Raw genomic sequence first — 24,851 nt, 5'->3', positions numbered from 1 at the left:
GGCGCTTGTCACCTTGTCCAGGGCATGAGCCTGTAGAATTAGTTCGACCAGACCGAATCGAGAATGGAAGTTCATGCGCCGTTTGCTGCTGCTGCGTCACGCCAAGACCGAAACCGACGCGCCGTCGGGGCAGGACCAGGACCGCCGCCTCGACGAGCGCGGCCACCGCGATGCGGCGGAGATCGGCGGCTGGATCGCCCGCCATCCGCCCCTGCCCAATCTGGCACTGGTGTCGCCGGCGGTCCGCGCCACGCAGACCTGGGAGATCGTGCGCGAGGCGTTGAAGGGCGCGGGACCTGCGCCGAAAGTCGAATTCGTGCCGGACCTCTACGGCGCCGATCCGGGGCAACTGCTGACCGCGATCCGGATGGCGTCCGTTACCGATCCGAAGCGGCTGCTGCTGATCGGCCATAACCCCGGGATGCACGAGCTCGCCTTGACGCTGACCGGCAGCGGCGACGAGGCCGCCAAGCGCGCGCTCGCCGACAATCTTCCGACCTCGGGGCTTGCCGTGTTCGAGTTCGCGATCGACGACTGGAACGAGGTCTCGTTCCGGCGCGGCAAGCTCGTGCTGTTCGTCAGTCCGAAACTGTTGAAGCAGGCCTCGCGCAACTGACGCGAGCGGACACCGCGGTTGCGCCATGCTATATTGAGCTCCGCGCGACAGGGGGACCGGTTCGCGTCGACACAACGAAGAAGAAGGCGCGCGTCCCGCACAGGGACCAAACGGCTCCAGACCAATCGCGGACAGGAGGCGCAGATGTACAAGTCCATTCTCGTGCCGATCGACCTCGCCGATACCGATCTGGCGAAGCCGGCGATCGCAACCGCTGCAACATTGTCGCAAACCTGGGACGGGGCGGTGCGTCTGCTCAACGTGTTGCCGATGACGCCGGTGATGCTCGCCGAATATGTGCCGGCGGATTTCGACAGCCAGCAGCGTGAAACATCGGAAGAAGCGCTCGCCATCGTCGCGCGGGAATCCGGCATCGCGCCCGGGCGCATCTCCGGCGTGGTCCGCCAGGGCGGCATCTATCACGAGATCCTCGAAGAAGCCGCATCGATGAAGGCCGACCTGATCGTGATGACCTCGCACCGGCCGGCGATGCGCACCTACTTCCTCGGCTCGAATGCCGGGCACGTGGTGCGCTATGCCAAATGCTCGGTGCTGGTTGTGCGGCACTAAGGGGGATGGGCCATGGGGCCGCCGCTAGCGGCTCTGCCCAAATATCGAAGAACAACCCCATGCAAAGGAGCCGGTCGCGACGGGCTTCGATCAGGCGGCTTGACACGTCGGGCAACTCAGGGATATTATTCTAATATTCCGAAATCGCGCACCCTTCGCCCCACACATACGCAGGCGGGAGAGGAAATGCGCCTAGCGCTGTTGTGGGCTGTGCTTGAAGACGCGAGCGGCGTCGTGCGGAAACTAATCGCCATCCGATTGTAGGCATTCGTCAGGCCAATCGCGATTGTCAGGTCAGCGAGCTGCTTCTCGTTGAAAACAGCCGAAGCCGCTTCAAATGCCTCGTCCGAAACACCTCGGTCTCCAAGGCGAGTCACGGCCTCTGCCCAGGACTGCCGCCCTCGCGCCAGGCAGCTACGAGAACGAGGTGTTCGACAGATAGTCCGGCCTTGAGAAAGTCCTGCGAATGAAAGTCGATGCAGAAGGCACATCCGTTGATCTGGGACACGCGGAGACACGCTAGGTTGACAAGCTGTGCGGGCAGTCCCGACTGATAAACGTATGCGTGTACGGCGCCGAGCGCCTTCGCTCCAGCCGGCGAGGCTGCGTTGTAATCCATCCGCTGCGACATTGTCGAATTCCTTCAGTTAGCCTGTTTCTGTTGCCGTTTATGCCGGCGCCTTCTTCAGGAACGAAGGCGCCGGTTGGTTTAAGAGCAAGCTGTCAATAGTCCCAGTTGACCGGCATACAGCGAAACACGTCGCCGTCGACCTTCACATGACAGATGGACGGAAACGACAGGTGGGTGGCCAGCAGCATCTCGCCGCTCTCCGCCATCTCCCGCAACAGACGGACCCGGACGCGGGCCGCCTCCATGGGGTCGTGTTCGAAACCATTGTGCAGATCGGGGTGGTCGAATCCGACCTGGAACACGGCATCGCCGGCGAACGTCAGCCGCTCTCCGCCGGAGTTGAGCCGGACCACACAGTGGCCGGGGGTGTGGCCACCGGTGCGCTGGGCGACTACGCCGGGCGCGATTTGGACCCGGTCCTCGAATGTCCGCAGATAACTGCGGTATTCGCGCAGGAACTCCTGCGCAGTCGATTCAAGCACCTCCGGGAAACCCTCCGGCATGGAGACAAGGGAGAAATCGGGCTTCGCCCAGAACTTGGCCTCGGCCGCGGCCACGTGGATCCGCAGGTCCGGACGAAGCTGCTCCTTTACCCCATCGACGAGCAGCCCGCCGACGTGGTCCATGTGCAAGTGGGTCAGCACCACGTCGGTGAGGTCCGCAAGATCGATGCCGGCGGCCTCCAGTCGATGGGTCAACTGTCCGGCCTTAGGCAGGTTCGAGTTCACTCCCGCCCCGGAGTCGATCAGGATGGTTCGGCCGCCGCTCCGCACCACGACCACGTTCAGCGGCCAATCGAGCATTTCCGGCGGCAGCATCAGCTGGTCGATCACGGACTGCCGGGCTGCCGGGTCGGCGGTAGCGACCAACACATCGGTTGGCAGATGCAGCACTCCGTCGCTGATCACCAGCACGTCAATCTCGCCGACCTTCACCGCGTACCGCGACGGAACCAACTCGTCGTGCCTCGGTCTGAAGGGTTGTGGGGTGTGGTCCAAGCTCATGTTTGTCTCCTGTTTCACTTGTTGAGGATTCCTGGACAGTTCTCGGTCGAGCGGCCTGCGCTTTGCGAAGTGCGGCCCGTTCCGCGTGAAGGCTTAGAGGAAGCCGGTCACATCGGTCACACGCTCGGGATCGGCAGAGGCCAGCGCAGCGGCGCGCTGAGCCTTGGGCGGATAGATCCAGACGGTGTTGATCTCCTGCTTGGTCTTCTTGGCGACGTCGCCGACCATCGCCACCTTGCGTTCCCAGCCGGTCGTGAACAGCGCGCCGGCTTCGCCGAGGTCGAGGCAAGTGACGTAACCCTTCTGGTGGTAATGTTTGGTCGGAACGCCCAGCAGCTCGGCGGCGGCGTTGTTGCCTGCGAAGGCGCCCATTCGCGTGGCGTGCTGGCACGACATCAGCGCATAGTTGCCGTCATTGTCGCAGGCAGCGCGTGCGGCGTCGCCGGTGGCGAAGACGCCGTCCACTCCCGGTACGCGCAGATCGCGATCAACCAGCAGCCGGCCGAAATTATCGCGTTCGGAGGGAATCTGCTGGGTCAAGGGCGCGGCGCGAATGCCGGCGGCCCAGACCACGGTCTCGGTTTCGATGTGTTCCCCGCTGCAGAGCGTGATGCCGGATTCATCGAGCGAGGCGACGCCGGCGCCGGGCCGGGTCTCGACGCCGAGCTTGCGCAGCGCGTCTTCGATGACGGCGCGGGCGCCTTCGCCCATGTCGGGGGCGATAGCCTTGTTGCGGTCGACGATGATGACGCGCGGCGTCGCCTTCTTGCCGAAGATCTCGCGCAGCCGCCCCGGCATTTCGGTTGCCACCTCGATGCCGGTGAAGCCGCCGCCGGCGACGACGACGGTGTCGCGGCCGTTCACGGCAGGTCGGTCGGGGAGGCCGTGCAGATGCTTGTCGAGCACTATCGCGTCCTCGAGCGAGTCGACGGCAAAGCCATGCTCGGCGAGGCCCGGAATATTCGGACGGAACAGTTTGCTGCCGGTGGCCACGACCAGGCGGTCGTAAGACAGCGCCTTCCGCGTTCCCTTGCCTGTTGCGATTTGCACCGTCCGGGACTTGGTGTCGATCGTTTCGGCGCTGCCTTGCACGTAGTTGACGTCAACGGCGTTGAGGACATCGAGCAGAGGCGCTGTCAAGGTCTCCGGCTTCGGCTCGTAAAGCCGCGGTCGGACGACGAGCATCGGCTCCGGCGCAACCAGCGCGATCTCGAGCTCTTCTGGCGAGACGCCCTGGACATCGCGCAGGCGTGCGGCGGAGAGCGCGGCATACATGCCGGCGAAGCCGGCGCCGATGATGACTAGTCTCATGTGTTTTCTCCTTGGTTTGGGCTTCCAAAAGTCCGCGCGCTACCACCGCCGCCCTTCATCAAGGGTGGCGATCGACGACGACGCGAAGGCGTGAAACGAAGGCGTCAGCTCGCTAGGGCGCGAGGCACTCTGGCGGTGAGCGCGTTGACATCGATGACTTCAACGACGGGCCTTGTCGAAGAACAATCGGCTGAGCCGAACCCAGGCCCCAGTCCTGGTAGGGGAGCGAAGCGCGATCCCTGGTCATGATGGAGATCGCCGGAAAGGTCCTCTGCACGGACTGCACCGGGATTTCCACCTCCTCGCCCGCTGCGGAGGTAAAGCGGACGGCCAGCGAAAGTCCGTATACGATTGCAGTAGCAAGGCCGCGTCGTCGCGATGTGATTGCAAGCCGGTTGACGAAGGTTTTCCAGATCATCGTCGATCTCCGTCGCCGTTGGTGGGCACTGTGATCGTCTAGCCGATCGCACGTACGACCTCCCCAGAGGGATTGCCGTACCTGTCGAGCGATTGCTGCTAATGAATTCTTTTGCGCCGGTCGCTCGGCACGGGGTCAAAACCCAGCCAGGGCTGATGCTTGGCGCGCCATTTCGGGCCAGGGCCACGCATGTAGTGCAGCTCGGGCCGGTAGCTGTCGCGCACGTCCATAACCAGGTTGTAAACGACGCCGGCGAAGTCGGAGATTATTTCAACCGTCTTGCTGGTAAGATCAGACATTGCGGACCAGCGCGAGAAATTTGGTGCGATTGCACGGGAACCGACGATGCTCTTGCGGATCATCTTTTTCTCCATCCGGTTGGATGTGGGCACCGTGATGATCTACCGGATCGGAGCTGCAGCTGCGCCAGAGCGATTGCCGTACCTGTAGAGCGATTGCTGCCAACTCATGCACCTGCGGCAATCGCTCGCGGCTGGCCAATCACCTTCCGAACGCGGCGGGCGAGGAATGACCAAGCGCGGCCGCGATCGAGACGATCGAAACGCCGGCGTCACGCAGCATGTTCGTGTGACGAGGGGGCGTAGCTCGTTTCGACGGTCCAGGAGTCCTTGGGCTGGCTATACAGACGCCAGAAGTGCTCGGCCACCGCTGAGGCCTCCTTCGATTCTGGAGATACTAGGGTGCAGACGGTCACGGTCGCGACGTGAATCCCCTTTTCCCGGAATGCTTCGAAAAGTCCGTAAGCCAAGGCGCGAACGCCGGCCTTGCCTATGCTGATCGAGAGAAAGTCCGGGCTCGGAGCGAGTGCGAAACCACCTCCGGTCAACAGGATCGCGCCGGACTTCTGCTCTTCCATCTTCGGTGCGACCGCCTGCGCCGCTACGAGCGCTCCCCCGATGTTCACGGCGAGATCATCGTTGAAGCTGTCCCGAGGCTGTTCAGAAAGGGTCGCCTTGCGCGGGGAGGCGGCGTTGTAGTGCAAGACGTCGATTGAGCCGTGCTGTTTCTGAACGTCAGTGACCAGCGCTGCGATGCCCTTCGGATCGCTCGCGTCCACTTCGCGAGCGTCTGCCTTGTACCCTTTTTTTATCAATCTTTCGGCCAGCTCTCGCGTCCTGGCGATGCTCCGGGCGGCCAAAACCACCTGGAAACCTTCTCTCGCAAAGCGTTCGGCGGTCGCAAAACCCATCCCCGGGCCCGCTCCGATGCTGAGAAATGTCTTCATCTCCTGTCTCCTTTCGACGCCGCACTTGAAATGGGTGAGACCACGGTTACCGAAATCCTCACCGCATGCGTTTCCGCCAATCGCTGGGGGTCTCGCCGGTCAGCTTCCTGAACGCCGCAGCGAAGGCGCTCTGGGAGGAATAGCCGAGCGCAGCTGCGACCGAGACGACCGACACATCAGTGTCGCGCAGCATGCTCATGGCCTGCTCGAGCCGGTGCTGGCGCAGCCATGCGTGTGGCGAGAGCCCGGTGCTGTCCTTGAAGGCGCGGCAGAAGTGGAAGCGCGAAAGGCCTGCATCCGCGGCCAACGCGGCTAGCGATACGTCTGTATCGCTGTCGGAACGCAGACGCTCGATGGCGCGACCCAGCACCTTGGGCGACAGCCCGCCCATGACCGGCCGGAACGTTACCGACGCGCCGGCATGAGCTGCGAGCAGCCGCGTGGCTAGAAGGTCGGTCAATTGGTGCCTGAACAGCGTGTCCAGCGCCTCGCTGCCTTCCAGTGCGTCCGCCGCACTCAGCAGCAATCGGGCTGTAACGGGGTCGGGATGGGCAGTTCGCTCCACAAGGTCGGTGGGATCGCCTGCTCCGGCTTCGCGGGCTACGCGGTCCAGCGTTGTCTGCGGAAGGTAGAGATGAAGCACGCTCAATGGGTGATAGATATCCCATCGTGAGGATGAGCCCGCCGGAATGATCGTCACGGTCCCGGGACGCGTCATTCCGTTCGCATACGTTTTCCCGTCGCGGCGCTCGAACCGCACTGGCTCGGCGGGGAAAGCCATGATGACGTGATCGACCATGGGCTTGACGACGTCATGCAGGGGATCATGCCTCCAGAAGGTGATCACGCCGTTGGATGGGTCTGAAGCCGTGCGCAGCGGTGCCGTCTTGAGCACGCGCATCATTTCCTCGTCGGCCTGAGGACGTTCGCCGACCGACATATCTCGCTGCTGTGCCTGGAATGCGTCTTGCTGGTTCTGCGAGATGTCTCGCAGGAGTGATTTGCTCATGGACCTGTTCTCGCCGTTGAGAGGGCCTAGTTCGAGCGCTCGGGCGTTCTTAGCGCCTTACGGGTCTGGAGTCTCTCCTAAAGTGACCGCGCCTTGTCCGCTCCGGCTAGAAGCGTTCATTCTCGAAGGCGTGGGCCCAGTCCCTGATCCCGGACGGCATGCTGGCGTCGCTCGTTTGAATTCCCGGGGAGCAAGCGCGGCGGCGGGTGATGGTCAGCGAGCGCGCATGGCCCGAATATTTGCCTTTCACCACCGCAAAGCGTCGAAGACGTGGGCGGCAAAAATTCCGATGCTGAGAGCGAAAAGGACTGCTGTAATAGTTTCAAACATGTGACCTCATACGCGGGTCCAAGCAAGACGCTTGGCTGCGGAGTCAGAGTGGGTGGTCGCGGAAGTGTTAGCGTGGTTTGAACTCCATGATCTCCGGTTTCGTCTCGGAGAAGACGAAACCTAAGTTGAGGGTGTTGGCCGGTACCGCCCGATCACGCCGACGATCACGACGGCGAAGAATACCAGCACGACGCCCTGAACGATGACGAACGGCGGCTCGGCCGGCGGCACGCTTGGCGCCAGCGCATGCAACTTCGGTACTTTCAGGAAGGACTGGATCACCAGCACGAATACGTTGAGATAAAGCGCGACCGACGCGGTCAGTGCATAGATCCAGCGCCACGAGCCGGTGAGTTTGATGCCGTAAAGTGCGAAACAGGCGATCGGCAGCAGAACCAGCAAGAGAATGCCGATCATGTGAGACGGCAAGAACCTTTCGAACAGCAGCGGCGGGATCAGAAACCCCGAAGCGCTGGTCAGGATAGTGAACACAAGGAACGTTGCAGTGAGTCCGGGCATCTGCTTCGAGCCGAGCATCCCGAACATCACGACTACGCCCGCCACGATTGCGATCAGGGTGACGATCACATGGACCGTCACCAACATCGTCAAGCTCAAACCCGGCATCATGACGCGCTCCCGAAGAAAAGGACGCCGTCCCTGGCAGTAGAAGAAGTCAAACATCTGTTGCGCACCGCTATCGTCTCCGTGTCGTTGGCATGGACACGACGACATCTAGCGAACCGCGTGTGCCGGTGCCCCCGAGCGATTGAGCTAGTTGTAGAGAGATTGCGGCCGACGTGTGCACCGCCGCCGTTCGGTCCAATTCCGCCGCGCCGCCCGGCGGCGGAACGGTTGCCGTTTCTGTCGAGCGATTGCTACTAACGCATACGCCTGCGCCGATCGCTCGGGTTCTCGCCAGTCAGCTTCCCGAACGCGGCAGCGAGAACGGCACGTCAGCAATGGGAGTCAGGATCGGAAACTTGCGGATTTGGCGAGATAGTGCGTTAGACCGCTAGCGATGGATGGCTGCGGTTGAGAGACGGTTTGATACATTTTGCCCCTCCCAAGAGCTACCTACACGTCAACGGAAAGACCGTTCGGACCATCGCGCTCCTGGTGACGGCCAGATCTCTTGCCCCGATCGGCGGCAGGCTCGTGTTGCGGCTCCACAAGATGCAAGGCATCAAGGATATCGTCGAAGCTGACGGCATTATCCTGGACGGGCTGGCTTGCTCCCGGGACCCCGCAAGCGTTTGCGGCCCAGGATGACAGGATTGCCCGCTTCTCGTACCGCGTCAGATCGCAGTCGTCGACGACGTCCATGGGATGAGCGAATGCGCCGGCCGGGTTCAGCAGCGCAGCCATTTCAAGCGTTGTCGTTCGTCCCTCGATCCTCGGCAGCAGCGCGGAGAGGCGTTCGGGGAACGTCTCTCGCAGAAGTCTTGTCGCGGAAGCCTGCTCTTCGCTCAATCGGCGCTCGATATAGGAGCGTTCAAGATCCGAAAGACGCGTTGCCAGCAGCCTGCGATAGCGGTCGACATTCCTTTGATGCGCGCGCAGCCGTTGCAGGTTCGCTTCGAGCATGGTCCGACCTCCCGGCCTCAGGCAGCGATGGCACGTTCGGTAGAGCGCAATCGGCAGGGCTTGCCTCCGGGAGAATTCCGGGGACCGCCATCGAGCTCGCACAGCGCTTCGAGGATCTCGTCGATCGAAACCGGCTTCTTCAGTCCGGCAGGCGAACGCATCGAGGGGCAAGACGCGATTGCAGAGGCATCCGACGCCCAGGACGCCAGAATTGCCCTCTTCTCGGCGGTTGTCAGGACGGGGTGATACACAACGTCCTTCGGGTGCTCGAAGACCGTGCCGGGATGAAGCAGCGCGTTGAAGTCGAAAACATTGTCGTCGGCGGTCGTCGGCCGCATGGTATCCTCCTTTTCATTGACGATGGTTGCAGCCGCGCGACGCCTCGCGCGGCCGCCAACCTGAGTCCTGACTAGGCTGCCTTGGTTTCCAGCTTCTGGACGTTGTCGGCCGGCACGCCGTTGATCGCGATCCGGCGCGGCTTCATGGCTTCCGGGATTTCCCGGACCAGCTCGATCTTGAGCAGGCCGTTGTCGAACGCGGCGCTCTTGACCTGAACATAGTCCGCCAGATTGAACTGGCGCTTGAAGTTGCGGGTCGAGATTCCGCGATACAGGAAGTCCCGCTCGGCCTTGTCGGACTTGCTGCCTTCGATCGTGACCACGTTCTGCTCGGCCGTGATCGTGATATCGCTGGGCGCAAACCCGGCAACCGCCAGCGAAATCTGATAGCGGTCCTCCGCCAGCCGTTCGATGTTGTAGGGGGGATAGTTGTCCTCGCCGGCCCGCTGGGCCATTTCCGCGAGATCAAACAGGCGGTCGAAGCCGACGGTCGAGCGCCACAAGGGAGAGAAGTCGTAAGTGCGCATAGCCAAATCCTCCTAAGAGCAAGATGGATACGAGCGGCACCGGACACGACCGGTGCCCGTCTCACTGCCCGGGCCCATGCGGCGCCCGGGACGCCACCGTCCGGTGGCGACAAAAGAATTAGCAAAGTCGTTTTTGGTTTCAAGAAGGGCGTAGAAAATTTTCTGAAGACCGTTGGCGGTGGCCCGGCGCCGCCGGTTCTCGTTAACAAAGGCTGAAAACTTTCCGCCGGGGCCCGGCTGCACCGGTGAGGATTGCAGCCCCGTGCACCGCCCACGGCGACGCCCGTTCACCATGGACGCCAGCAACAATGCGAGCGGCGCCTTCAGCGCCGCCCGAACGATTTGGCCTGGAGCACGATCGGGAAAGGTGTGGAGCGGATTTCCCTCGCGACAAAGGCGGAACGCGTTTGCGCGGAGATCAGCTCGAGGCAAAAGCGCGAAGACGATTCAACCCAATCTCGTCGCACTTTAATGGGCGTTGATCGCGATGCGCTTGACGCCTTCTCGCGGCTTGTCGGATTTCGGCAAGGAGATCGTCAGGACGCCGTTCTTGAACGATGCCTCCGCCTTGTCCTCGTGTACGCCCTCGAGCGGGATCTGCCGCTCGAAAGAGCCGTAATAGCGCTCGGTGAAGTACTTCCCCTCGCCGTTGCGTTCGGCCTTCTTCTCGCCGCGGATGGTCAGGACGCCGTTGGCAATTTCGACCTGGACGTCCTTCTCGGTCATGCCGGGCAGCTCCGCCGAGATGGTCAGGTTCTTGTCGCCATCGTTCAGCTCGAGCCTTGGCCAGCCGAAGCGGCCCTCCATGAGCGGGCTGGTGCCGCCGAAGCCGCGAAACACATCGTCAAACAGACGATTCATCTCCCGATGCAACGTCATGAACGGATCGTAGGTATCGCGCACGGGCGCAAGCTCCTGGTTCTTTGTCCAGGGAATGAGATCACGAATAGCCATGTTTCTTCTCCTCTCGGTACGGGTTTGTTCTCCTGTTAATACGGGGCGGTGCGGGCGCCTTACGCCCACGCCCGGCGTCCCGATGCTGTGACTGCGGTCAGGATCTGCGGTTCTTTCAAGCGCCTCCTTTGATTTCTTAAGCTGCTTTGATCTCGTGCGTGCCTGCAAGGCGTTGCATCTGTTGCTCGGCTGCCGCGGCCAGGCGGAGCAACCTCTGCCGGTGATCACCCGGCAAGTCATCCTGCGCCAGCAGCTTTTGGCAGTGCGACACGACGCGACGCTCGCTTTCGACGAGAAAGGCGCGCACGGTCTCCGGAAGCGGCCGCCCGTCCTGCGATGCGGGCGGCCAGGATGCAGGCTTGGACATTTCCGGCCTCGTCGGCTTCAGCTGACGCGGGGCAGGTTCCGCTCGTCATCCCAGGGAAGGCGGAACATGCCCGGGTGGGTGCTGTCCGGCAGCAGCAGGGTGTCGACCTTGAACAGCGGTGCGCCCGGCTTCCAATCCATCCAGCGCATCGAATCGAGATAGCGGACGGGTGGGAGCGGCAGTACATGGCCGGCCCGATCGGACGTCACTTTCGGCGTGCTGTCCATGGCGATGGCGCCGGTCGGCGACAACATCGCCAATGCGAAGATGCCGGCAATTAATCTCCGGCTACGGCTGAAGGTCTCCCGGGCAGCGGAGACGGGTTTTCGATTCCTGGTCATCTCATCCTCCTGTCAGTACGAAGCTGATCCATCCGATCGTCAGAAAGCTGAGGACGAACATGAGCCAATGCAGTACAGCCGTCCCGCTTTTGCGCGATCGAGTTTGCATGCGTCTGCTCATCTTGGGTCTCCAGGTATGTCTCTCCTTTCTCCTTCGAGCGTGAGCCCGCCATCGTTGCGGATGGCCTGATCAGAAGTGCTGCGCCGGCACCGCTGTCGCGGGCTCCGACTTCCCCGGCCTCGGCGACCAGCGTCCAGAACCGGCTTGGCGGCAAGCCACTTAGGAATCGAAAAAATGCCGTTCAAGGGCGCGCGCAATTTTTTTGCGACTGACGAGCCCGAACACGGCAGTTCGGAGCGGCACGTGTTCGGCTAAAGCGCGATGAGATTGCGTTGAATCGTGATCGCGCTTTAGCCTTCTGTTTGAGCATGATCTCCACGCGAACGCGTTCCGCGTTTGTCGCGAGGGAAAACCGCCGCTTCGTTTTCCGGATCATGCGCGAGCGCCGCAGCAGCGTCTCAACGCATCCGCACCAGTTCCAGATCGAGATCGCCGGTGACGGCGGTCTCGATCTGGCAGCGCGAGATTCCGATGTCGCGCAGCGTCCGGTCATCGAGCTGGCGCAGCGTCTTGATCGCCTCGCGGCGCATCCAATGGCCCACGAGCGCATCGCCCGTCAGTCGGAGCAATCGGAGCAATCCACCCGAGATACTGGGCCGCCCGGGCGCAGCGGCGGTTGAGGATATCGTCGTCATCGTCTCTCTCCTGCGATGCCCAGACGGCAAAGCTACGCCGTTGACGCAAATGCCATTTCGGCACCCCGCGCCGTTGCCACCTTGGATTGCTTGCGCGCTCCTCGGTACAATCATGGGCTTGTTCTCCCTTAAATGATCCGGTACATTGCTCGGAGCAAGCAAAACATTGCTCTCGGTGCAATAATGTCCCGGTTCGAATATCTGAAGCTGGCGGATGCGGTGGCCGCCGAGATCGCCAGCGGCGCGCTGAAGGCCGGCGACCGCCTGCCGCCGCAACGTCATTTCGCCTATGACCGCAACATCGCGGTCTCGACCGCGAGCCGGGTCTACACCGAGCTGTTGCGGCGCGGGCTGGTGGTCGGCGAAGTCGGCCGCGGCACCTTCGTGTCCGGCGAAGCGCGCCGCGGCAACGTGGCCCCGCCCGAGCCGCGTGGCGCCCGCATCGATCTCGAATTCAATTATCCGCTGCTGCCGCATCAGGCGACGATGATTGCCAAGAGCCTCGAAGGGCTCGAGCGGCCGGAAGTGCTCGAAGGCGCGTTGCGGCCGGCCACCAGTTTCGGCACCCGGGCGGCGCGGACGATCTCCGCCGAATTCCTCGCACGCAAAGGCTGGTCGCCGAATCCGGATCAGATCGTGTTCACCGCCAACGGCCGGCAATGCATCGCGGCCGCGCTAGCCGCCGTGGTGCCGCCCGGCGGACGCTGCGGCGTCGAGGCACTGACCTATCCCTTCGTGAAGGGCATCGCCGCGCGGCTCGGCGTCTCGCTGGTGCCGCTTGCGATGGACGAGCACGGCGTCCGCCCCGACGCGGTGCAGAAGGCGCATCGCGAGGCGCATCTGTCCGCGATCTACGTCCAGCCCACGATCCAGAACCCGCTCAGCATCACGATGCCGGCCGAGCGGCGCGCCGAGCTGTTGCGCGTGGTGGAGAAGCTCGGCCTCGTCGTGATCGAGGACGGCGTCTACGGCTTCCTCGACGACGAGGTGCCGCTGGCGTCGCTGGCGCCGGACAGCTGCATCCTGCTCGACAGCCTGTCGAAGAAGGTCGCGCCCGGCCTCGCGCTCGGCTTCATCGTCTCGCCGCCGCGGCTGCGCGAGAGCGTCATGGCCGCGGTGCGCTCGGGCGGCTGGACCGCGTCGGGCTACGCCTTCGCAGCCAGCCAGCGGCTGATGGCCGACGGCACCGCCGCCGAATTGTCACGGCTGAAGCGGATCGACGCCGGCCGCCGCCAGCAGATCGCGGCGAAGCATCTGGCCGATTTCGAGATCCAGACCAACCCGAAGTCCTATCATCTCTGGCTGACCTTGCCGCCGCATTGGCGCTCGCAGACCCTGGTCGCGGCGGCAGCGCGCCGCGACATCGCGCTGACGCCGTCGACCACCTTCGCCGCCACGCCGGGCCACGCGCCCAATGCGGTGCGGCTCGCGCTTGCCGCGCCGCCGATGGAGCAGCTCGACCTCGGCCTGCGCACGCTTGCCAGCATGCTGAGCGCGACAGAAGAGGATTTCGATTCGACGGAGTGAACACCACTGTGTCGCACTTCATTGCAATCAATCGCGGTCGACCTTCGGCAGCAGCGCATCGGGCAATTGATCGAAACTGTAGCGCCGCGGGCGGTTGCGGGTGACGAAGCCGCCGACCTGCCAGGTGAAAAGCGCGGCAAAGCCGACCAGAAACAGCGCGCCCATCCAGTTCGCGGTCCATAGCGCCATCAGCAGCAAGCCGAGCATTGCCACCGCAAGGCAGGCCAGCAGCGCCAGCGCGGCGGTGTATGTCTTCGGCCCGAGCCCTCCGACCAGCCTGGGCGTGCTGCCGGCCGCCTGCATCCTGCGATGCAGCGCGACGATGAAGTCGCGGTAGAGACGGCCCTGCGGCGCGACCAGCGTCGCGGTCTGCCAGGTGGTCGAGAGGATCGCGATCCGGCCGCCTTTGGCGTTGTCGATGTCGGCGCGAAACCGTTGCTGCTGCATCGAGACCGGACGAAAGGACAATTTCACCACGGAGATGTCGGCGTAGTCCCAGACGCCGGACCGGCCGGCGATCCGCCACACCAGCCCGTCCTCGGTCAGCTCGAACTGGTGCGCCGAGCCGACCAGCGAGGCCTTGTACGCATAGCGCACCGCTGTGCCCTCGCCCGCCTCCGACCGGTCCTGCAACGTTGCTGGCAATCCGCCATTCCACCTGTTCAGACACACCCGCGCGCTTGCATCGGATGTCACGCCTATCCTACAAGCGTGCCATGCCCGAGACGACCTATTTTCCGCGTTACCTCATCCTCGGCGGCGCGATGATATCCGGCGTGCTGCTGGCGCTTGCCGTGCATATGCTCGGCGCACGCTACGGGCTCGATCTCGGCGGCCTGTGGCGCTCCGATAGCCGCGAATTCATGCCGGCCGGCGCGGCGATCGCCTGGTGGCTGATCGCATCAGTCGGATTTTCGGGCGGCTACTTCACCGCCAACCTGATGCACAGCGCGGTCGCCGGCCAGATCCCGCAGCGGATGCGGCAGTTCCTCATCGTCGTCGGCGTGCTGATGCTGGCCGGCGCCGGCCAGGCCGCCTCGGCCCCGAGCACGGTCTCGACCATTTCCGCCGTGGTCGCCGGCCTTGCGGCGCTGTGCCTCGGCGCCGTGATGGCGTTCTGCGGTGCCTATTTCGCCCTGCGCAAGAGCTAGAACGCTTTCGAGCTGCGCAATTCGTCTCAGCCGCGTAGCCCGGGCACCAGTTCGGCGCCGGTCTCGATCTTGAGCGACGAGCCCGCGAAATCATTGCCGATCGGCTGACAACGACCGCCAAGGTGCTTGGCGAGGAACGCTTCGGTGACGCCATAGAAGGCGAGCCGATTTTCCGGCCGCACAAAGCCGTGCCCCTCGTCGGCGAAAGTGACGTAGGTCACCGGCACGCCACGCTGCTTGAGCGCATTGACCATCTGCTCGGACTCCGCAGCCACGACCCTCACGTCGCGCATGCCCTGCGCGATCAGGATCGGCCTGGTGGCGCGATCGATGTGGGTCAGCGGCGAACGTTCGACCAGGAACGCGCGGCCGGCCTCGGTGTCGGGATCGCCGAGCCGGTTCTTCCAGACGCTGATCCACGGGCCCCAGTAGGGCGGGATCGTCGCCATGAAGGTGACCAGATTGGAGATGCCGAACAGGTCGACGATGCAGGCGAAGACGTCGGGCGTCTTGGTCGCGGCCATCAGCGCTGAATAGCCGCCATAGCTGCCGCCGAAGAAGCCGACGCGCTTCGGATCGGCGATGCCTTGCGCGATCGCCCAATCGACCGCGTCGATCAAATCGTCATGCATCTTGCCGCCCCATTCGTGGTCGGCCGCGGTGACGAAGGCTTTGCCGAAGCCGGTCGAACCGCGATAGTTGACGGCGAGCACCGCATAGCCGCGGCTGGCGAGCCATTGATGGACCGGGCTGAAGCCCCAGCTGTCGCGGTAGTATGGACCGCCATGGATCAACAGCACCAGCGGCACGCGGCCGGCTTCGGCCTCGACCGGCCGGGTCAGGTAGCAGTTGAGGCGCAGGCCATCGCGCGCGGTGATCACAACCGGCTCGAGCTTGCGCAGCGCAAGACCGTCGAGCACGCGGCGCTGCGTGAACAGCTTGTGCACCTCACGGGTCTTGCGGTCGAGCAGCGCGTATTCGCCGCTCTCGGTATCGCGCTCGTAGTAGACGCTGCCGAGCCGCAGATCGTCGCTGTTGCTGACGAAGGTGATGTCGCCACCGCCGTGCCGCGTCAGATCGGCGAGATCCTGGCTGACGCCCGGGTCGATGGCGTGCCAGCGGACCCGGTCGGTCACCGCCAATGCCGCGATCGGCCGGCGGTGCTCGTCGAAGATCGCGCGCACGATGTCGGCGTCTTCGTCGGCGGCGAGCAGCGTGGTCTGGCGCGTCGTCATGTCGAGCGCGAAGAACGCCGCCTTGTCGCGGCCTCGCGAGTCGATCAGGTACATCGTGTTGCCGTCCTCGCTGAAATCGAGGATGCGCGTCGTGTCGGTATCGGCAATCGGCACCGTCGCGAACGGCGTCCAGCTGCCGTCCGGACGACGCTCGAACACTTCAGCAGAGCCATCGGCGGTCAGCCGCGTGGCGATGCGCAACTGGAATGCGCTGTCGGTAACCAGGCCGGCATAGTCCGGATTCTCGTAAACGAGCGCGCTTGCGCCGGTCACGATGTTGACGCGGTACAGATCGAAGTATCGCTTGTCGCGCTGGTTGTGCTGCAGCAGCATCTCGTCGGGAAACTTGCGATCGGATTCCTGCACGAACGACTTGACGCCGGCCTCGGGCGTCAGCGGCACGATCTTGCCGTCCGTGATGTCGACGCTGGCGGCGCGCCAGTTCTCGTCGCCGTCGCGCTCGCGAAAGAACACCAGATGGCGATTGGTATGGGCCCAGCGATAGCTGTTCGAGATGTTGCGGTCGGTGACGCGGGTGACGGGCCGCGCGGCCTTGAGGTCGGACAGCGGCGCGATCCAGAGATTGTTCACGCCGTCGCGCGGCGCAACCCAGGCCAGCTGCGTCCCGTCGGGACTGAGGCGGACGTTAATGTAATCGGGATTGTCGAAGAATACCCTGCGCGCGATCAGGCCGGGTGCTTCTGCGCGAGCCGAACCGGTCAGGTTGGCAAATGGCAGCGCGACACCGAGCATGGCGGCGCGGCGCAGCAACAGACGACGGTCGATTGGCGCAGGCATCTGATCGGCCCCTCGGCGATAGCCTCGACGGTGCAAGGTTAAATGCCGCGCCGCGACCGCGCAACGAGGGCCTGGCTCATTGCCGCGCTTGTGATGATGCGCCGATCCAGATCAGAGCGGCAGCGGCAAGCAACACGCCGGTGGAGATCACGAGTGCCGCATGCAGGCCGGCGATGAAGGCCGCGGACCGCCCGACCAGGGAGCCGAACAACGCGACGCCGAGCACGCTGCCGGTCTGCCGGGTCGCATTCAGCACCCCGGCCGCGATGCCGGCATGCTGGGGCTCGGCACTGCCGAGCAATGTCGATGTCAGGGGCGGCACCAGCAGGCCAAGGCCGCCGCTGATCGCGACGAGTTGCAGGCAGATCGCGGGATAAGTCGTGCCCGGACCGATGAACAGCAGTGCCAGACATCCGGCGGCCGAGAGCGCGGCGCCGAGCGCGATCGCCGCCGGCGCGCCGATCCGCTCCGCGACATGCGGCGCGATCAGGTTGGCGGGCAGCACCGCGCCGAGCATCGGCACGAACGCCAGACCGGTCGCAAACGCCGACAGCCCGTTGACCTGCTGGAAGTAGAGGCTGAGCACGAAGATCAGTCCATAGAACGCCACGTTGACGAGGAGGCCGACGATCGACGTCAGCGCGAACATCCGATGGCTGAACAGCGCGAGCGGCAGCATCGGCTGCGGCGCGCGCGCCTCTTGCCAGATGAACAGCACGGACAAAATCGCGGCGAGCACGAAGCCTGCGACCACGAACCGGCTATCCCAGCCGAGCGCGCCGCCTTCGATGAGCGCGCCGGCCAAGGTGCCGAGCGCGGCGATCGCCGCGAGCTGACCCGGCAAATCGAGCCGGTGCTGCTGATGGCGGGTGGTTTCGCCGGCAAAACGCCAGGCCAGCCACAGACCGGCCAGGCCGATCGGCAGATTGACCAGGAAGATCGCACGCCAGCCGACCAGCGTGATCAGTCCGCCGCCGACGAACGGGCCCGCCGTCAGCGCAAGGCTTGCGCCTGCGGCCCAGACGCCGACCGCGCGTCCGCGCGCCTTGTCGTCCGCATAGGCGTGGCGCAGCAGCGCCAGCGAGTTCGGCACCAGGATGGCCGCGGCCAGCCCCTGCACGCAGCGGGCCGCGATCAGCGTCACCGCATCGGGCGCGACCGCGCAGGCGACCGATGCCGCGGTGAAGATCGCAAAGCCCGCCATGAAGACGCGCTTGGCGCCGATCCGGTCACCGAGCGCGCCCGCGGTCAGGATGAAGGCGGCAAAGGCGATGGTGTAGGCGCTCACCACCCATTGCAGCTCGGCGACGCCGCCACCGAGCGAGCCGCCGATGGCATTGAGCGCCGTGTTGACGATGGTGACGTCAAGCTGCACGACGCCGTAACCGAGGCTCATCGCGGCGAGCGTCAATGTCGCCGCAAGCCCGGTCGATTGTGGATCGGGCGCGCGCTGGTCCGGCATGCGCCGGAGGTTCGGGGATGCCTGTTGCATGCTCTTGTCCTCGCTCTGGGCGACCAATGCGAGAGATAGGCTTTCGTTTCGACAAAACACTTCGCCAACGGTCGAAGTGTGTCATGATCGACGCTGGCTGGGCCGTCGCCACCTTGCGCGGCGTTTTGCCTCAATAGGCCTACGGACCAGCTCCGGCGCGCCGCGTCCCGGCCCGCGCTCCACAGCCGGATCATGCGCATGCGCGGATCGACTTCACACTTTGGTAAACGCCAGCGCGGGCGCCGATGTCCCCATGCCGATGCATATCATCTATTCGCTGTGCGCCCGCTGCCGGCGACGGTGCCGAGACGACCACAAAATCGGCAAAAATGCCGATGAAACGGCTGGGAACGATGGAACACGCGGTCGTTCCGTCACAGCGGATCGCATGCCTGCGACTCACATTCCGTAGAGCGAGAACATATGTAGCCAGTATGACAATGACGCTGGACGAGGGTCGAAGCTTGGCTTGTCAAGGGCTGCACAACGCACCGGTTTTGCCTTATGGGTCATCGCGTACGGTGCGTTTGCCCGTCACCCGTCGCCGTCCGTGACCGGGTCCCATTGAAATCGCCGCCCCGCCGGGAGGATGAATGCTTCGGCTGCTGACCACGCTTGGGCGTGGTTTCAAGGAAAAGATCGGCTGGAAACGGCTCGGGATCGCCGCGAGTGTATTGATCATCGCGCTGGCGATCATGTCGCTCGTCCACACCCTGAAGGGCGTCGATACCGGTGTCATCCTCACCGCGCTGACCGACATCGCGCCGCACCGGATCGCGCTGGCGGCGCTCTGCGTGGTCGGGGCGTTCTGCACGCTGACCTTCTATGACTTCTTCGCGTTGCGCACGATCGGCAAGACCCACGTCCCCTACCGCATCGCAGCGCTGTCGAGCTTCACCAGCTACACGATCGGTCACAATATCGGCGCCACCGTCTTCACCGGCGGCGCGATCCGCTTCCGGATCTATTCCGATTACGGCCTCTCCGCGATCGACGTCGCCAAGATCTGCTTTCTGTCCGGCCTGACCTTCTGGCTCGGCAATCTGTTCGTGCTCGGCTTCGGCATGGCCTGGCACCCGGCGGCGGCGTCGGCGATGGATCTGCTGCCGCCGGCGATGAACCGGCTGATCGCGCTCGGCTGCCTTGCCGGCATCGGCGCCTATTTCGTCTGGCTGCTGACCGGCGAGAAGCGCCGTGAGCTCGGCCAGAACGGCTGGAAGGTGGTGTTGCCGTCAGCCAAGCTGACGCTGCTGCAGATCATGATCGGCGTGGTCGATCTCGGCTTCTGTGCGCTTGCGATGTACCTGTTGATGCCGACCGAGCCGCATATCGACTTCGTCTCGCTGGCGGTCGTGTTCATCCTGGCGACGCTGCTCGGCTTCGCCAGCCACGCCCCCGGCTCGATCGGCGTGTTCGATGCGGCGATGCTGGTGGCGCTGCCGGAGTTCAGCAAGGAACAATTGCTGGCGACGCTGGTCGTGTTCCGCATCCTCTATTTCCTGATCCCGTTCGGGATTTCGATCTCGATCATGGGCATGCGCGAGCTCTGGCTCAACGTGGTGCAGCCCTGGCAGGAACGAAAGCGATTGAGCCAGGCCTGCACGGCCTCGGCGACCGTGCGGCAACCGATCGAAAGCCGGCAGCAGCGGATCAGGCAGCTGAAACGGTAACAGGCAACGCTTCGGCGCCTCGCCCAGGTCATTCGATCCCGGATTTTCGATCCCCGCAGCCGCTTCTCTTATTTTTGCCGTACCACTCGCGTCAAACCGCGCCATGATTGGCTTTTTGGTTCGATTTTCGTTTCGTGTGACGGTCTCTAGCGTGCTGCTCGGCAGCGCGCTGGCGGCGGTATTCACCTCGGCCGCCGCGGCGCAGGACGACAGCCAGCTGCAGATCTCCTGGGAGGTGCGCAACCGCTTCCGCCTGTTCCGCGAGGAACGCGACTTCCGCCTGCACGTCGAAAGCGGGCTCGGTCGCAGCGTGCTGGCCTCGGAACAGGCACTGGAACTGCAGAGTGACGGCCGCGGCTGGGCTCGCAATACGGTCAACCGGCTCTGCATCGACCTGCAAGGCCGCGTCGTCGAGCCCTGCAACCGCGACAACGTCAAGGAAAGCTATCTGACGCCGATCGATCATCCGATCACCGTGCAGCTCACCGGCCCGGTTCCAGTCGGCGCCACCTGCGCCTGGTCGTTCGACGACGGCGACGGGCCGCAATCCCAGACCTTCGACTGCGCCGAGCCGGTCAATCTGCGGGTCCGCTACGGCCGCACCACGGTCGCGACCGTCGACGTCGCGAGCGGCGCGGCAGCCAACCAGCGCGTCACGACCCAGATCGCGGTGCGTGATCTCTTGATCGCCGGCCTCGGCGACAGCATCGCATCCGGCGAGGGCAATCCCGACCGCGCCATCGCGCTCTCCGACGAAGGGTTCTGCTTTCGCTCCTATCTTGGCGGCGCGCAATATTACCGGCCGAGCCGCGCCGGCTACAAAGGCGGCCGTGCCTGCGAGGCGCCGGATACCCTGACCAGCTGGCAGCGCCAGAGCGCACTGTGGCTCAACTCGGCCTGTCACCGCTCGCTGTACAGCTACCAGACCCGCACCGCGCTTGCGCTCGCCGTGCAATATCCGCACATCGCCGTGACCTATCTGCCGCTGGCCTGCACCGGCGCCAGCATCGCCGACGGCCTGCTCGGCTCGCAGCAGGCCCGCGAATGCCTCCCCACCAAGACTGCCAACACCTGCTCGGGTACCGTCAACGGCCAGATCGCGGAGCTGCGCACCGCGCTCGCCGCCGCCAAGCGCCGGCAGCCGGATCGCACGCTCGACCTCGTGCTGCTGTCGATCGGCGCCAACGACATCTACTTCTCCGGCCTCGTCGCCAACGTGATCGTCGACACCCCGACCGAACGCACGCTGTTCAGCCAAGGCGGCTCGCTGGCCAGCGTCGACGATGCCCGCTCGGCACTGGCGCGCGACCTGCCGGCCGGCTTTGCCAAGCTGCGCGAGGCGCTGAAGCCGCTGGTCGGCGGCGACCTCTCGCACGTGATCTACACCGCCTACGCCAATCCGGCGCTGGCCAATGGCGGCACGCCGTGCCCCGGCGGCCGCGCCGGTTTCGAGATCCATCCTGCGTTCAACGCCGATCCGCGGCGGCTCACGGACGTCTCGGGCTTCGTGCAGAACGAGTTCCTGCCGCAGATCAAGGCGCTCGCGCAGTGCCAGTCCGGCATCATCTGCCGCAATCCGCGCGCCGACCGCATGACCTTCGTCGATGCGCATCAGGATGCGTTCGCAAGCCACGGTTTCTGCGCGCGCGCCTCGAGCGATCCGGAGTTCGACCGCGACTGCTTCGCCGCCAATGGCGACAGTTTCGAATCCGACATCGTCGCCGCGGCCAATCAGCCGCTGAAATGCGGCCGCGGCGCCGGCGAGTACCGCGCCTATCTGCCGCGCGCGCGCTGGATCCGCGACGCCAATGACAGCTACTTCGCCGCGATGACCTACCCGCAGGGCCTGCCGGCCTCGATGCAGCCGACCGACATCCACGATGCGACATGGGGCGTCCTGTCGGCGGTGTATGGCGGCGCGGTGCACCCGACCGCCGAAGGCCATGCGGCGATGGCGGATGCCGCGGTGCCGGCCGCCGCCACCGTCCTGCAATTGAACACGGCGGTGCCCGAAGTGATTTCCGAGCCGGTCGCCCCGCTGTCGATCGCGCCGCAGCAGCGCTGAAGCGGCGATCCGCCGCCCCGAATTTCATTCAATCGCAACTACTTAATTACCGCGCATTTGCGGACCAGGGCATGTGGCTGATTCAACTGCAGCGCGCGTTCTGCCGTTGCAACTCTGGATACGCGTCCTCGCCTGCGCTTTTCATTCGCGTCGAGTGTTCCACATCTATAGGACCCGATCACCATCACCAACGAACGTGCGCCTTGCGCTCGATGTGCTGCGAGTGGTCAACTCGCTGATCGATACTCCAGTTGGGGAAGCGTGATGTTCAGGCAGATTGCGATCGTGGCCGGCTTGGCACTGGCCCTATCGGGCGCGGCGGAGGCCCAGACGCCGCGCAAGGGCGGCACGATTCGAATGACGGCGCCTTACGGCTCAAGCTTCACCAGCATGGACATCCACACCACACCGCGCGCCCAGGACGAAATCTACGCCAAGGCCCTGCACCGCTCGCTCTACATCTGGGACTCGACCGAGAGCAAGCCGGTTCTGGAACTGGCCAAGGAGGTCACCGTCTCGGGCGGCGGCCTCGTCCATACCTTCAAGCTGCGCGACGACGCCTATTTCCACAACGGCCGCAAGATGACGGCCGACGACGTCATCTGGTCCTACAATCGCATCATGGACGGCACCAAGGCCTATCCCGGCGCGCGCTTCGTCCGCGTCATCGAGGGGGCCGCCGAGGTCGAGAAGGGCCAGGCCAAGGAAATCTCGGGCCTGAAGAAGATCGACGACTTCACCCTGGAAATGAAGCTGACCGAGAAGGTCGATCCGGCATTCTATTTCTTCACAGCATTGACCTCCATCTATCCGGCCGACGAGGCTGCAAAGGAGAGCTTCATCCAGAAGCCGATCGGTCTTGGTCCGTTCAAATTCGTCGAGCACGTGCCGGGCTCGCGCATCGTGCTGGACCGCTGGGACCGGTTCTACAAGACCGGCAAGCCCTATGCCGACAGGATCGTGATCTCGCTGATGGGTGAAGCCGCCGCGCGCGATGTCGCCTTCCGGAACAAGGAGATCGACACCTCGGTGCTGGGGCCCGCGCAATATGTCGCCTATCAGGCCGATCCCGACCTCAAGGGCACCATCGTCGAGGTCGCCGAGGTCTTTACGCGCTCCATGGGGATGAATCCGACCTTCAAGCCGTTCTCCGACAAGCGGGTCCGGCAGGCCATCAATTACGCGATCGATGCCGACCTGATCATCAACAAGCTGGTCAAGGGCAAGGCCTATCGCGCCACCAGCTGGCTGCCACTGACCTCGCCCGCCTACGACAAGAGCATGAAGCCCTACCCCTACGACCCGGCGAAGGCGAAGCAACTGCTTGCGGACGCCGGCTATCCCAACGGCTTTGAATTCGAATGGACCACCAGCCAGAATGAAAGCTGGGGCTTGCCGATCGTCGAAGCCGCCATCCCGATGCTGGACAAGGTCGGCATCAAGGTGAAGGTCAAGCAGGTCGAGACCGCGGTGCTGGCGGAGGTCATTCGCAAAGGCGACTTCCAGGCCTTCATCTATTCCCAGGCGACCGGCCCGGATCCGCAGGCGGCGCTGAAATGCTTCCACTCGGCGACGCCGCAATCGGCCTGCAACTACACGACCTTCAAGAATGCCGACTTCGACAAATTGATCGATGACGCCGGCCAGACCGACGACGCCGCAAAGCGCACCCAGCTGCTGCAAAAGGCCAATGCGCTGCTCTACGAGGAAGCGCCGATCTGGTTCTTCAACTACAACAAGGCGGTGATGGCGGTGCAGCCCTGGCTCAAGGGCATCCAGCTGGACGCGACGGAACTGACCCATCAGAACGTCGAAGACCTCTGGGTCGACGACACCTCGCCGGCGAAGTGACAGTGCCATTGCTCTGCTTCCATCGCGAACAACGACGGAGGAAGTGAGGAAAACGTCCCATGCTGTCCTTCGCGATCCGCCGAGTCCTGCAGACCATTCCGACCGTGCTGGCCGTCGTGCTGCTGATCTTCGTGCTGTTCAGCATCGTGCCGGGCAGCATCGCGTCGAGCATGGGCGACGACGGCCGCGGTCCGACTGACCCGCAAGTCGTGGAACGCATGAAGAAGCAGCTCGGCCTCAACGATCCTGTCTACGTCCGTTTCAGCTCCTACATCGCCAGGCTCACGACGGGTGATTTCGGGACCTCGTTCCGGACCCGTGAGCCGGTCACTACCATGATCGCGAAACGGATGTGGCCGACGCTGCAATTGATCTTCGCAGCGCTGGTGTTCGCCATCGTGGTCGGTGTCCCGCTCGGCTTCGTCGCCGCGCTGCGGCCCGGCAGCATCGTCGACACGGGCTCGATGGTGCTGGCGGTGTCCGGCCTCTCGATGGCCAAGTTCTGGCTCGGGTTGCTGCTGATGTATCTGTTTGCGCTGAAGCTCGGCTGGCTGCCGAGTTTCGGCTATGGCGACGGCGGGCTGAAATACCTGCTGCTGCCCGCGGTGACCCTCGGCGTCTCGCCGATGGCGCTGCTGGCACGGACGACGCGGGCCGCGGTGCTCGAGATCATGACCGCCGATTTCGTCCGGACCGCGCGCTCGAAGGGCATGAGCGAAACCCGGGTCGTGACATGGCACGTGATGCGCAATGCCCTCGTCATCATTCTCACGGTGATCGGCCTGCAATTCGGCGTCGTGATGGGCCAAGCGGTCGTGGTCGAGAAACTGTTCTCCTGGCCCGGCGTCGGCTCGCTGCTGGTCGACAGCGTCCTGCAGCGCGACATTCCCGCCGTGCAAGGCACCATTCTCGTCGTGGTGCTGTTCTTTCTCACGGTCAATACCTTGATCGACCTGCTCTACGGCGTGATCGATCCCAGGATCAGATACGCATGAGCGGCAGTCAGCTTCATCACGCTTGCGCACGATTGGCGATGCGTCTCGTCACGGCGGAGCGG

Annotated in this window: 25 protein-coding genes and 1 pseudogene; 8 read left to right on the top strand and 18 right to left on the bottom strand. The window is 64.1% G+C overall.

What is annotated here, in order from left to right:
* The first annotated feature begins 73 nt into the window (after positions 1-73).
* Both ACVIW0_RS12635 and ACVIW0_RS12630 read left to right on the top strand, forming a co-directional pair.
* Entirely contained in the window at positions 74-616 is a 543-nt protein-coding gene (locus ACVIW0_RS12635; RefSeq protein ID WP_461352633.1) for a SixA phosphatase family protein, read from the top strand.
* 144 nt (positions 617-760) lie between these two features.
* On the top strand, positions 761-1,186 hold the full coding sequence (locus ACVIW0_RS12630; protein WP_461352632.1) for a universal stress protein: 426 nt from the start codon (positions 761-763) through the stop codon (positions 1,184-1,186).
* 125 nt (positions 1,187-1,311) lie between these two features.
* Here ACVIW0_RS12630 and ACVIW0_RS12625 read toward each other — a convergent pair.
* The 15 genes and pseudogenes from ACVIW0_RS12625 to ACVIW0_RS12555 form a co-directional block, all read right to left on the bottom strand.
* A pseudogene (locus ACVIW0_RS12625) lies at positions 1,312-1,817 on the bottom strand (carboxymuconolactone decarboxylase family protein).
* A 92-nt stretch (positions 1,818-1,909) separates the two neighbouring features.
* The gene (locus ACVIW0_RS12620) at positions 1,910-2,821 is read right to left on the bottom strand and encodes an MBL fold metallo-hydrolase (RefSeq protein ID WP_461352631.1); all 912 of its coding nucleotides are present in this window, start codon (positions 2,819-2,821) and stop codon (positions 1,910-1,912) included.
* Positions 2,822-2,914: 93 nt separating this feature from the next.
* Positions 2,915-4,132 (bottom strand): NAD(P)/FAD-dependent oxidoreductase, encoded by a 1,218-nt coding sequence (locus ACVIW0_RS12615; RefSeq protein ID WP_461352630.1) that lies wholly within the window; start codon positions 4,130-4,132, stop codon positions 2,915-2,917.
* A 112-nt stretch (positions 4,133-4,244) separates the two neighbouring features.
* Entirely contained in the window at positions 4,245-4,550 is a 306-nt protein-coding gene (locus ACVIW0_RS12610; protein WP_461352629.1) for a hypothetical protein, read from the bottom strand.
* Positions 4,551-4,648: 98 nt separating this feature from the next.
* The gene (locus tag ACVIW0_RS12605) at positions 4,649-4,912 is read right to left on the bottom strand and encodes a hypothetical protein (protein WP_461352628.1); all 264 of its coding nucleotides are present in this window, start codon (positions 4,910-4,912) and stop codon (positions 4,649-4,651) included.
* Between the two features lie 209 nt (positions 4,913-5,121).
* Positions 5,122-5,796 (bottom strand): SDR family NAD(P)-dependent oxidoreductase, encoded by a 675-nt coding sequence (locus ACVIW0_RS12600; RefSeq protein ID WP_461352627.1) that lies wholly within the window; start codon positions 5,794-5,796, stop codon positions 5,122-5,124.
* 58 nt (positions 5,797-5,854) lie between these two features.
* Positions 5,855-6,736 carry a helix-turn-helix domain-containing protein gene (locus ACVIW0_RS12595; RefSeq protein WP_461357310.1) on the bottom strand — a complete coding sequence of 294 codons (882 nt, stop codon included), beginning with the start codon at positions 6,734-6,736 and terminating at the stop codon, positions 5,855-5,857.
* A gap of 519 nt (positions 6,737-7,255) precedes the next feature.
* On the bottom strand, positions 7,256-7,765 hold the full coding sequence (locus tag ACVIW0_RS12590) for a hypothetical protein (protein WP_461357309.1): 510 nt from the start codon (positions 7,763-7,765) through the stop codon (positions 7,256-7,258).
* Between the two features lie 447 nt (positions 7,766-8,212).
* Entirely contained in the window at positions 8,213-8,722 is a 510-nt protein-coding gene (locus tag ACVIW0_RS12585; protein ID WP_461352626.1) for a hypothetical protein, read from the bottom strand.
* A gap of 17 nt (positions 8,723-8,739) precedes the next feature.
* On the bottom strand, positions 8,740-9,060 hold the full coding sequence (locus ACVIW0_RS12580; protein WP_461352625.1) for a hypothetical protein: 321 nt from the start codon (positions 9,058-9,060) through the stop codon (positions 8,740-8,742).
* A 71-nt stretch (positions 9,061-9,131) separates the two neighbouring features.
* Positions 9,132-9,587, bottom strand: coding sequence for a small heat shock protein HspD (gene hspD / locus ACVIW0_RS12575; RefSeq protein WP_461352624.1), 456 nt, complete (start codon positions 9,585-9,587; stop codon positions 9,132-9,134).
* Between the two features lie 468 nt (positions 9,588-10,055).
* Positions 10,056-10,541, bottom strand: a complete 486-nt coding sequence (locus ACVIW0_RS12570; protein WP_461352623.1) for an Hsp20/alpha crystallin family protein — start codon at positions 10,539-10,541, stop codon at positions 10,056-10,058.
* Between the two features lie 136 nt (positions 10,542-10,677).
* Positions 10,678-10,908: a hypothetical protein gene (locus ACVIW0_RS12565; RefSeq protein ID WP_461352622.1), complete on the bottom strand. Its 231-nt coding sequence runs from the start codon at positions 10,906-10,908 to the stop codon at positions 10,678-10,680.
* 17 nt (positions 10,909-10,925) lie between these two features.
* Positions 10,926-11,249 carry a hypothetical protein gene (locus ACVIW0_RS12560; protein ID WP_461352621.1) on the bottom strand — a complete coding sequence of 108 codons (324 nt, stop codon included), beginning with the start codon at positions 11,247-11,249 and terminating at the stop codon, positions 10,926-10,928.
* 519 nt (positions 11,250-11,768) lie between these two features.
* On the bottom strand, positions 11,769-11,939 hold the full coding sequence (locus ACVIW0_RS12555; RefSeq protein WP_461352620.1) for a DUF1127 domain-containing protein: 171 nt from the start codon (positions 11,937-11,939) through the stop codon (positions 11,769-11,771).
* Between the two features lie 249 nt (positions 11,940-12,188).
* Here ACVIW0_RS12555 and ACVIW0_RS12550 point away from each other — a divergent pair, with 249 nt between their 5' ends.
* On the top strand, positions 12,189-13,532 hold the full coding sequence (locus ACVIW0_RS12550) for an aminotransferase-like domain-containing protein (RefSeq protein ID WP_461352619.1): 1,344 nt from the start codon (positions 12,189-12,191) through the stop codon (positions 13,530-13,532).
* 27 nt (positions 13,533-13,559) lie between these two features.
* Here ACVIW0_RS12550 and ACVIW0_RS12545 read toward each other — a convergent pair whose 3' ends face one another.
* Entirely contained in the window at positions 13,560-14,177 is a 618-nt protein-coding gene (locus ACVIW0_RS12545) for a hypothetical protein (RefSeq protein ID WP_461352618.1), read from the bottom strand.
* A gap of 71 nt (positions 14,178-14,248) precedes the next feature.
* Between ACVIW0_RS12545 and ACVIW0_RS12540 the strand changes: the two genes are divergently transcribed.
* Complete coding sequence (locus ACVIW0_RS12540) at positions 14,249-14,683, top strand: hypothetical protein (RefSeq protein WP_461352617.1); 435 nt, start codon at positions 14,249-14,251, stop codon at positions 14,681-14,683.
* A 26-nt stretch (positions 14,684-14,709) separates the two neighbouring features.
* Here the strand turns inward: ACVIW0_RS12540 and ACVIW0_RS12535 are convergent, their stop codons facing one another.
* Both ACVIW0_RS12535 and ACVIW0_RS12530 read right to left on the bottom strand, forming a co-directional pair.
* Entirely contained in the window at positions 14,710-16,716 is a 2,007-nt protein-coding gene (locus ACVIW0_RS12535; protein WP_461352616.1) for a S9 family peptidase, read from the bottom strand.
* 76 nt (positions 16,717-16,792) lie between these two features.
* A complete protein-coding gene (locus ACVIW0_RS12530; RefSeq protein WP_461357308.1) occupies positions 16,793-18,178 on the bottom strand; it encodes an MFS transporter in 1,386 nt (461 codons plus the stop codon).
* Positions 18,179-18,801: 623 nt separating this feature from the next.
* On the opposite strand from ACVIW0_RS12530, the gene ACVIW0_RS12525 reads away from it, so the two are divergent.
* The 4 genes from ACVIW0_RS12525 to ACVIW0_RS12510 all read left to right on the top strand — a co-directional run bounded on the left by ACVIW0_RS12525 (position 18,802) and on the right by ACVIW0_RS12510 (position 24,789).
* Entirely contained in the window at positions 18,802-19,878 is a 1,077-nt protein-coding gene (locus ACVIW0_RS12525) for a lysylphosphatidylglycerol synthase transmembrane domain-containing protein (RefSeq protein ID WP_456753796.1), read from the top strand.
* Positions 19,879-19,981: 103 nt separating this feature from the next.
* Positions 19,982-21,943, top strand: coding sequence for an SGNH/GDSL hydrolase family protein (locus ACVIW0_RS12520; protein WP_461352615.1), 1,962 nt, complete (start codon positions 19,982-19,984; stop codon positions 21,941-21,943).
* Between the two features lie 264 nt (positions 21,944-22,207).
* Entirely contained in the window at positions 22,208-23,794 is a 1,587-nt protein-coding gene (locus tag ACVIW0_RS12515) for an ABC transporter substrate-binding protein (protein ID WP_461352614.1), read from the top strand.
* 59 nt (positions 23,795-23,853) lie between these two features.
* Positions 23,854-24,789: an ABC transporter permease gene (locus ACVIW0_RS12510; protein WP_461352613.1), complete on the top strand. Its 936-nt coding sequence runs from the start codon at positions 23,854-23,856 to the stop codon at positions 24,787-24,789.
* Positions 24,790-24,851 lie beyond the last annotated feature (62 nt).

This window comes from Bradyrhizobium sp. USDA 4454, assembly GCF_054822705.1.
This window is presented reverse-complemented; position numbering and strand designations above follow the sequence as displayed.

What these genes read in the sequence shown, in the direction of transcription:
- ACVIW0_RS12635 (WP_461352633.1), top strand. Translation starts at nt 74, where the DNA reads ATGCGCCGTTTGCTGCTGCTGCGTCACGCCAAGACCGAAACCGACGCG.
- ACVIW0_RS12630 (WP_461352632.1), top strand. Translation starts at nt 761, where the DNA reads ATGTACAAGTCCATTCTCGTGCCGATCGACCTCGCCGATACCGATCTG.
- ACVIW0_RS12620 (WP_461352631.1), bottom strand. Translation starts at nt 2,821, where the DNA reads ATGAGCTTGGACCACACCCCACAACCCTTCAGACCGAGGCACGACGAG.
- ACVIW0_RS12615 (WP_461352630.1), bottom strand. Translation starts at nt 4,132, where the DNA reads ATGAGACTAGTCATCATCGGCGCCGGCTTCGCCGGCATGTATGCCGCG.
- ACVIW0_RS12610 (WP_461352629.1), bottom strand. Translation starts at nt 4,550, where the DNA reads ATGATCTGGAAAACCTTCGTCAACCGGCTTGCAATCACATCGCGACGA.
- ACVIW0_RS12605 (WP_461352628.1), bottom strand. Translation starts at nt 4,912, where the DNA reads ATGATCCGCAAGAGCATCGTCGGTTCCCGTGCAATCGCACCAAATTTC.
- ACVIW0_RS12600 (WP_461352627.1), bottom strand. Translation starts at nt 5,796, where the DNA reads ATGAAGACATTTCTCAGCATCGGAGCGGGCCCGGGGATGGGTTTTGCG.
- ACVIW0_RS12595 (WP_461357310.1), bottom strand. Translation starts at nt 6,736, where the DNA reads ATGTCGGTCGGCGAACGTCCTCAGGCCGACGAGGAAATGATGCGCGTG.
- ACVIW0_RS12590 (WP_461357309.1), bottom strand. Translation starts at nt 7,765, where the DNA reads ATGATGCCGGGTTTGAGCTTGACGATGTTGGTGACGGTCCATGTGATC.
- ACVIW0_RS12585 (WP_461352626.1), bottom strand. Translation starts at nt 8,722, where the DNA reads ATGCTCGAAGCGAACCTGCAACGGCTGCGCGCGCATCAAAGGAATGTC.
- ACVIW0_RS12580 (WP_461352625.1), bottom strand. Translation starts at nt 9,060, where the DNA reads ATGCGGCCGACGACCGCCGACGACAATGTTTTCGACTTCAACGCGCTG.
- hspD (WP_461352624.1), bottom strand. Translation starts at nt 9,587, where the DNA reads ATGCGCACTTACGACTTCTCTCCCTTGTGGCGCTCGACCGTCGGCTTC.
- ACVIW0_RS12570 (WP_461352623.1), bottom strand. Translation starts at nt 10,541, where the DNA reads ATGGCTATTCGTGATCTCATTCCCTGGACAAAGAACCAGGAGCTTGCG.
- ACVIW0_RS12565 (WP_461352622.1), bottom strand. Translation starts at nt 10,908, where the DNA reads ATGTCCAAGCCTGCATCCTGGCCGCCCGCATCGCAGGACGGGCGGCCG.
- ACVIW0_RS12560 (WP_461352621.1), bottom strand. Translation starts at nt 11,249, where the DNA reads ATGACCAGGAATCGAAAACCCGTCTCCGCTGCCCGGGAGACCTTCAGC.
- ACVIW0_RS12550 (WP_461352619.1), top strand. Translation starts at nt 12,189, where the DNA reads ATGTCCCGGTTCGAATATCTGAAGCTGGCGGATGCGGTGGCCGCCGAG.
- ACVIW0_RS12540 (WP_461352617.1), top strand. Translation starts at nt 14,249, where the DNA reads ATGCCCGAGACGACCTATTTTCCGCGTTACCTCATCCTCGGCGGCGCG.
- ACVIW0_RS12535 (WP_461352616.1), bottom strand. Translation starts at nt 16,716, where the DNA reads ATGCCTGCGCCAATCGACCGTCGTCTGTTGCTGCGCCGCGCCGCCATG.
- ACVIW0_RS12530 (WP_461357308.1), bottom strand. Translation starts at nt 18,178, where the DNA reads ATGCCGGACCAGCGCGCGCCCGATCCACAATCGACCGGGCTTGCGGCG.
- ACVIW0_RS12525 (WP_456753796.1), top strand. Translation starts at nt 18,802, where the DNA reads ATGCTTCGGCTGCTGACCACGCTTGGGCGTGGTTTCAAGGAAAAGATC.
- ACVIW0_RS12520 (WP_461352615.1), top strand. Translation starts at nt 19,982, where the DNA reads ATGATTGGCTTTTTGGTTCGATTTTCGTTTCGTGTGACGGTCTCTAGC.
- ACVIW0_RS12515 (WP_461352614.1), top strand. Translation starts at nt 22,208, where the DNA reads ATGTTCAGGCAGATTGCGATCGTGGCCGGCTTGGCACTGGCCCTATCG.
- ACVIW0_RS12510 (WP_461352613.1), top strand. Translation starts at nt 23,854, where the DNA reads ATGCTGTCCTTCGCGATCCGCCGAGTCCTGCAGACCATTCCGACCGTG.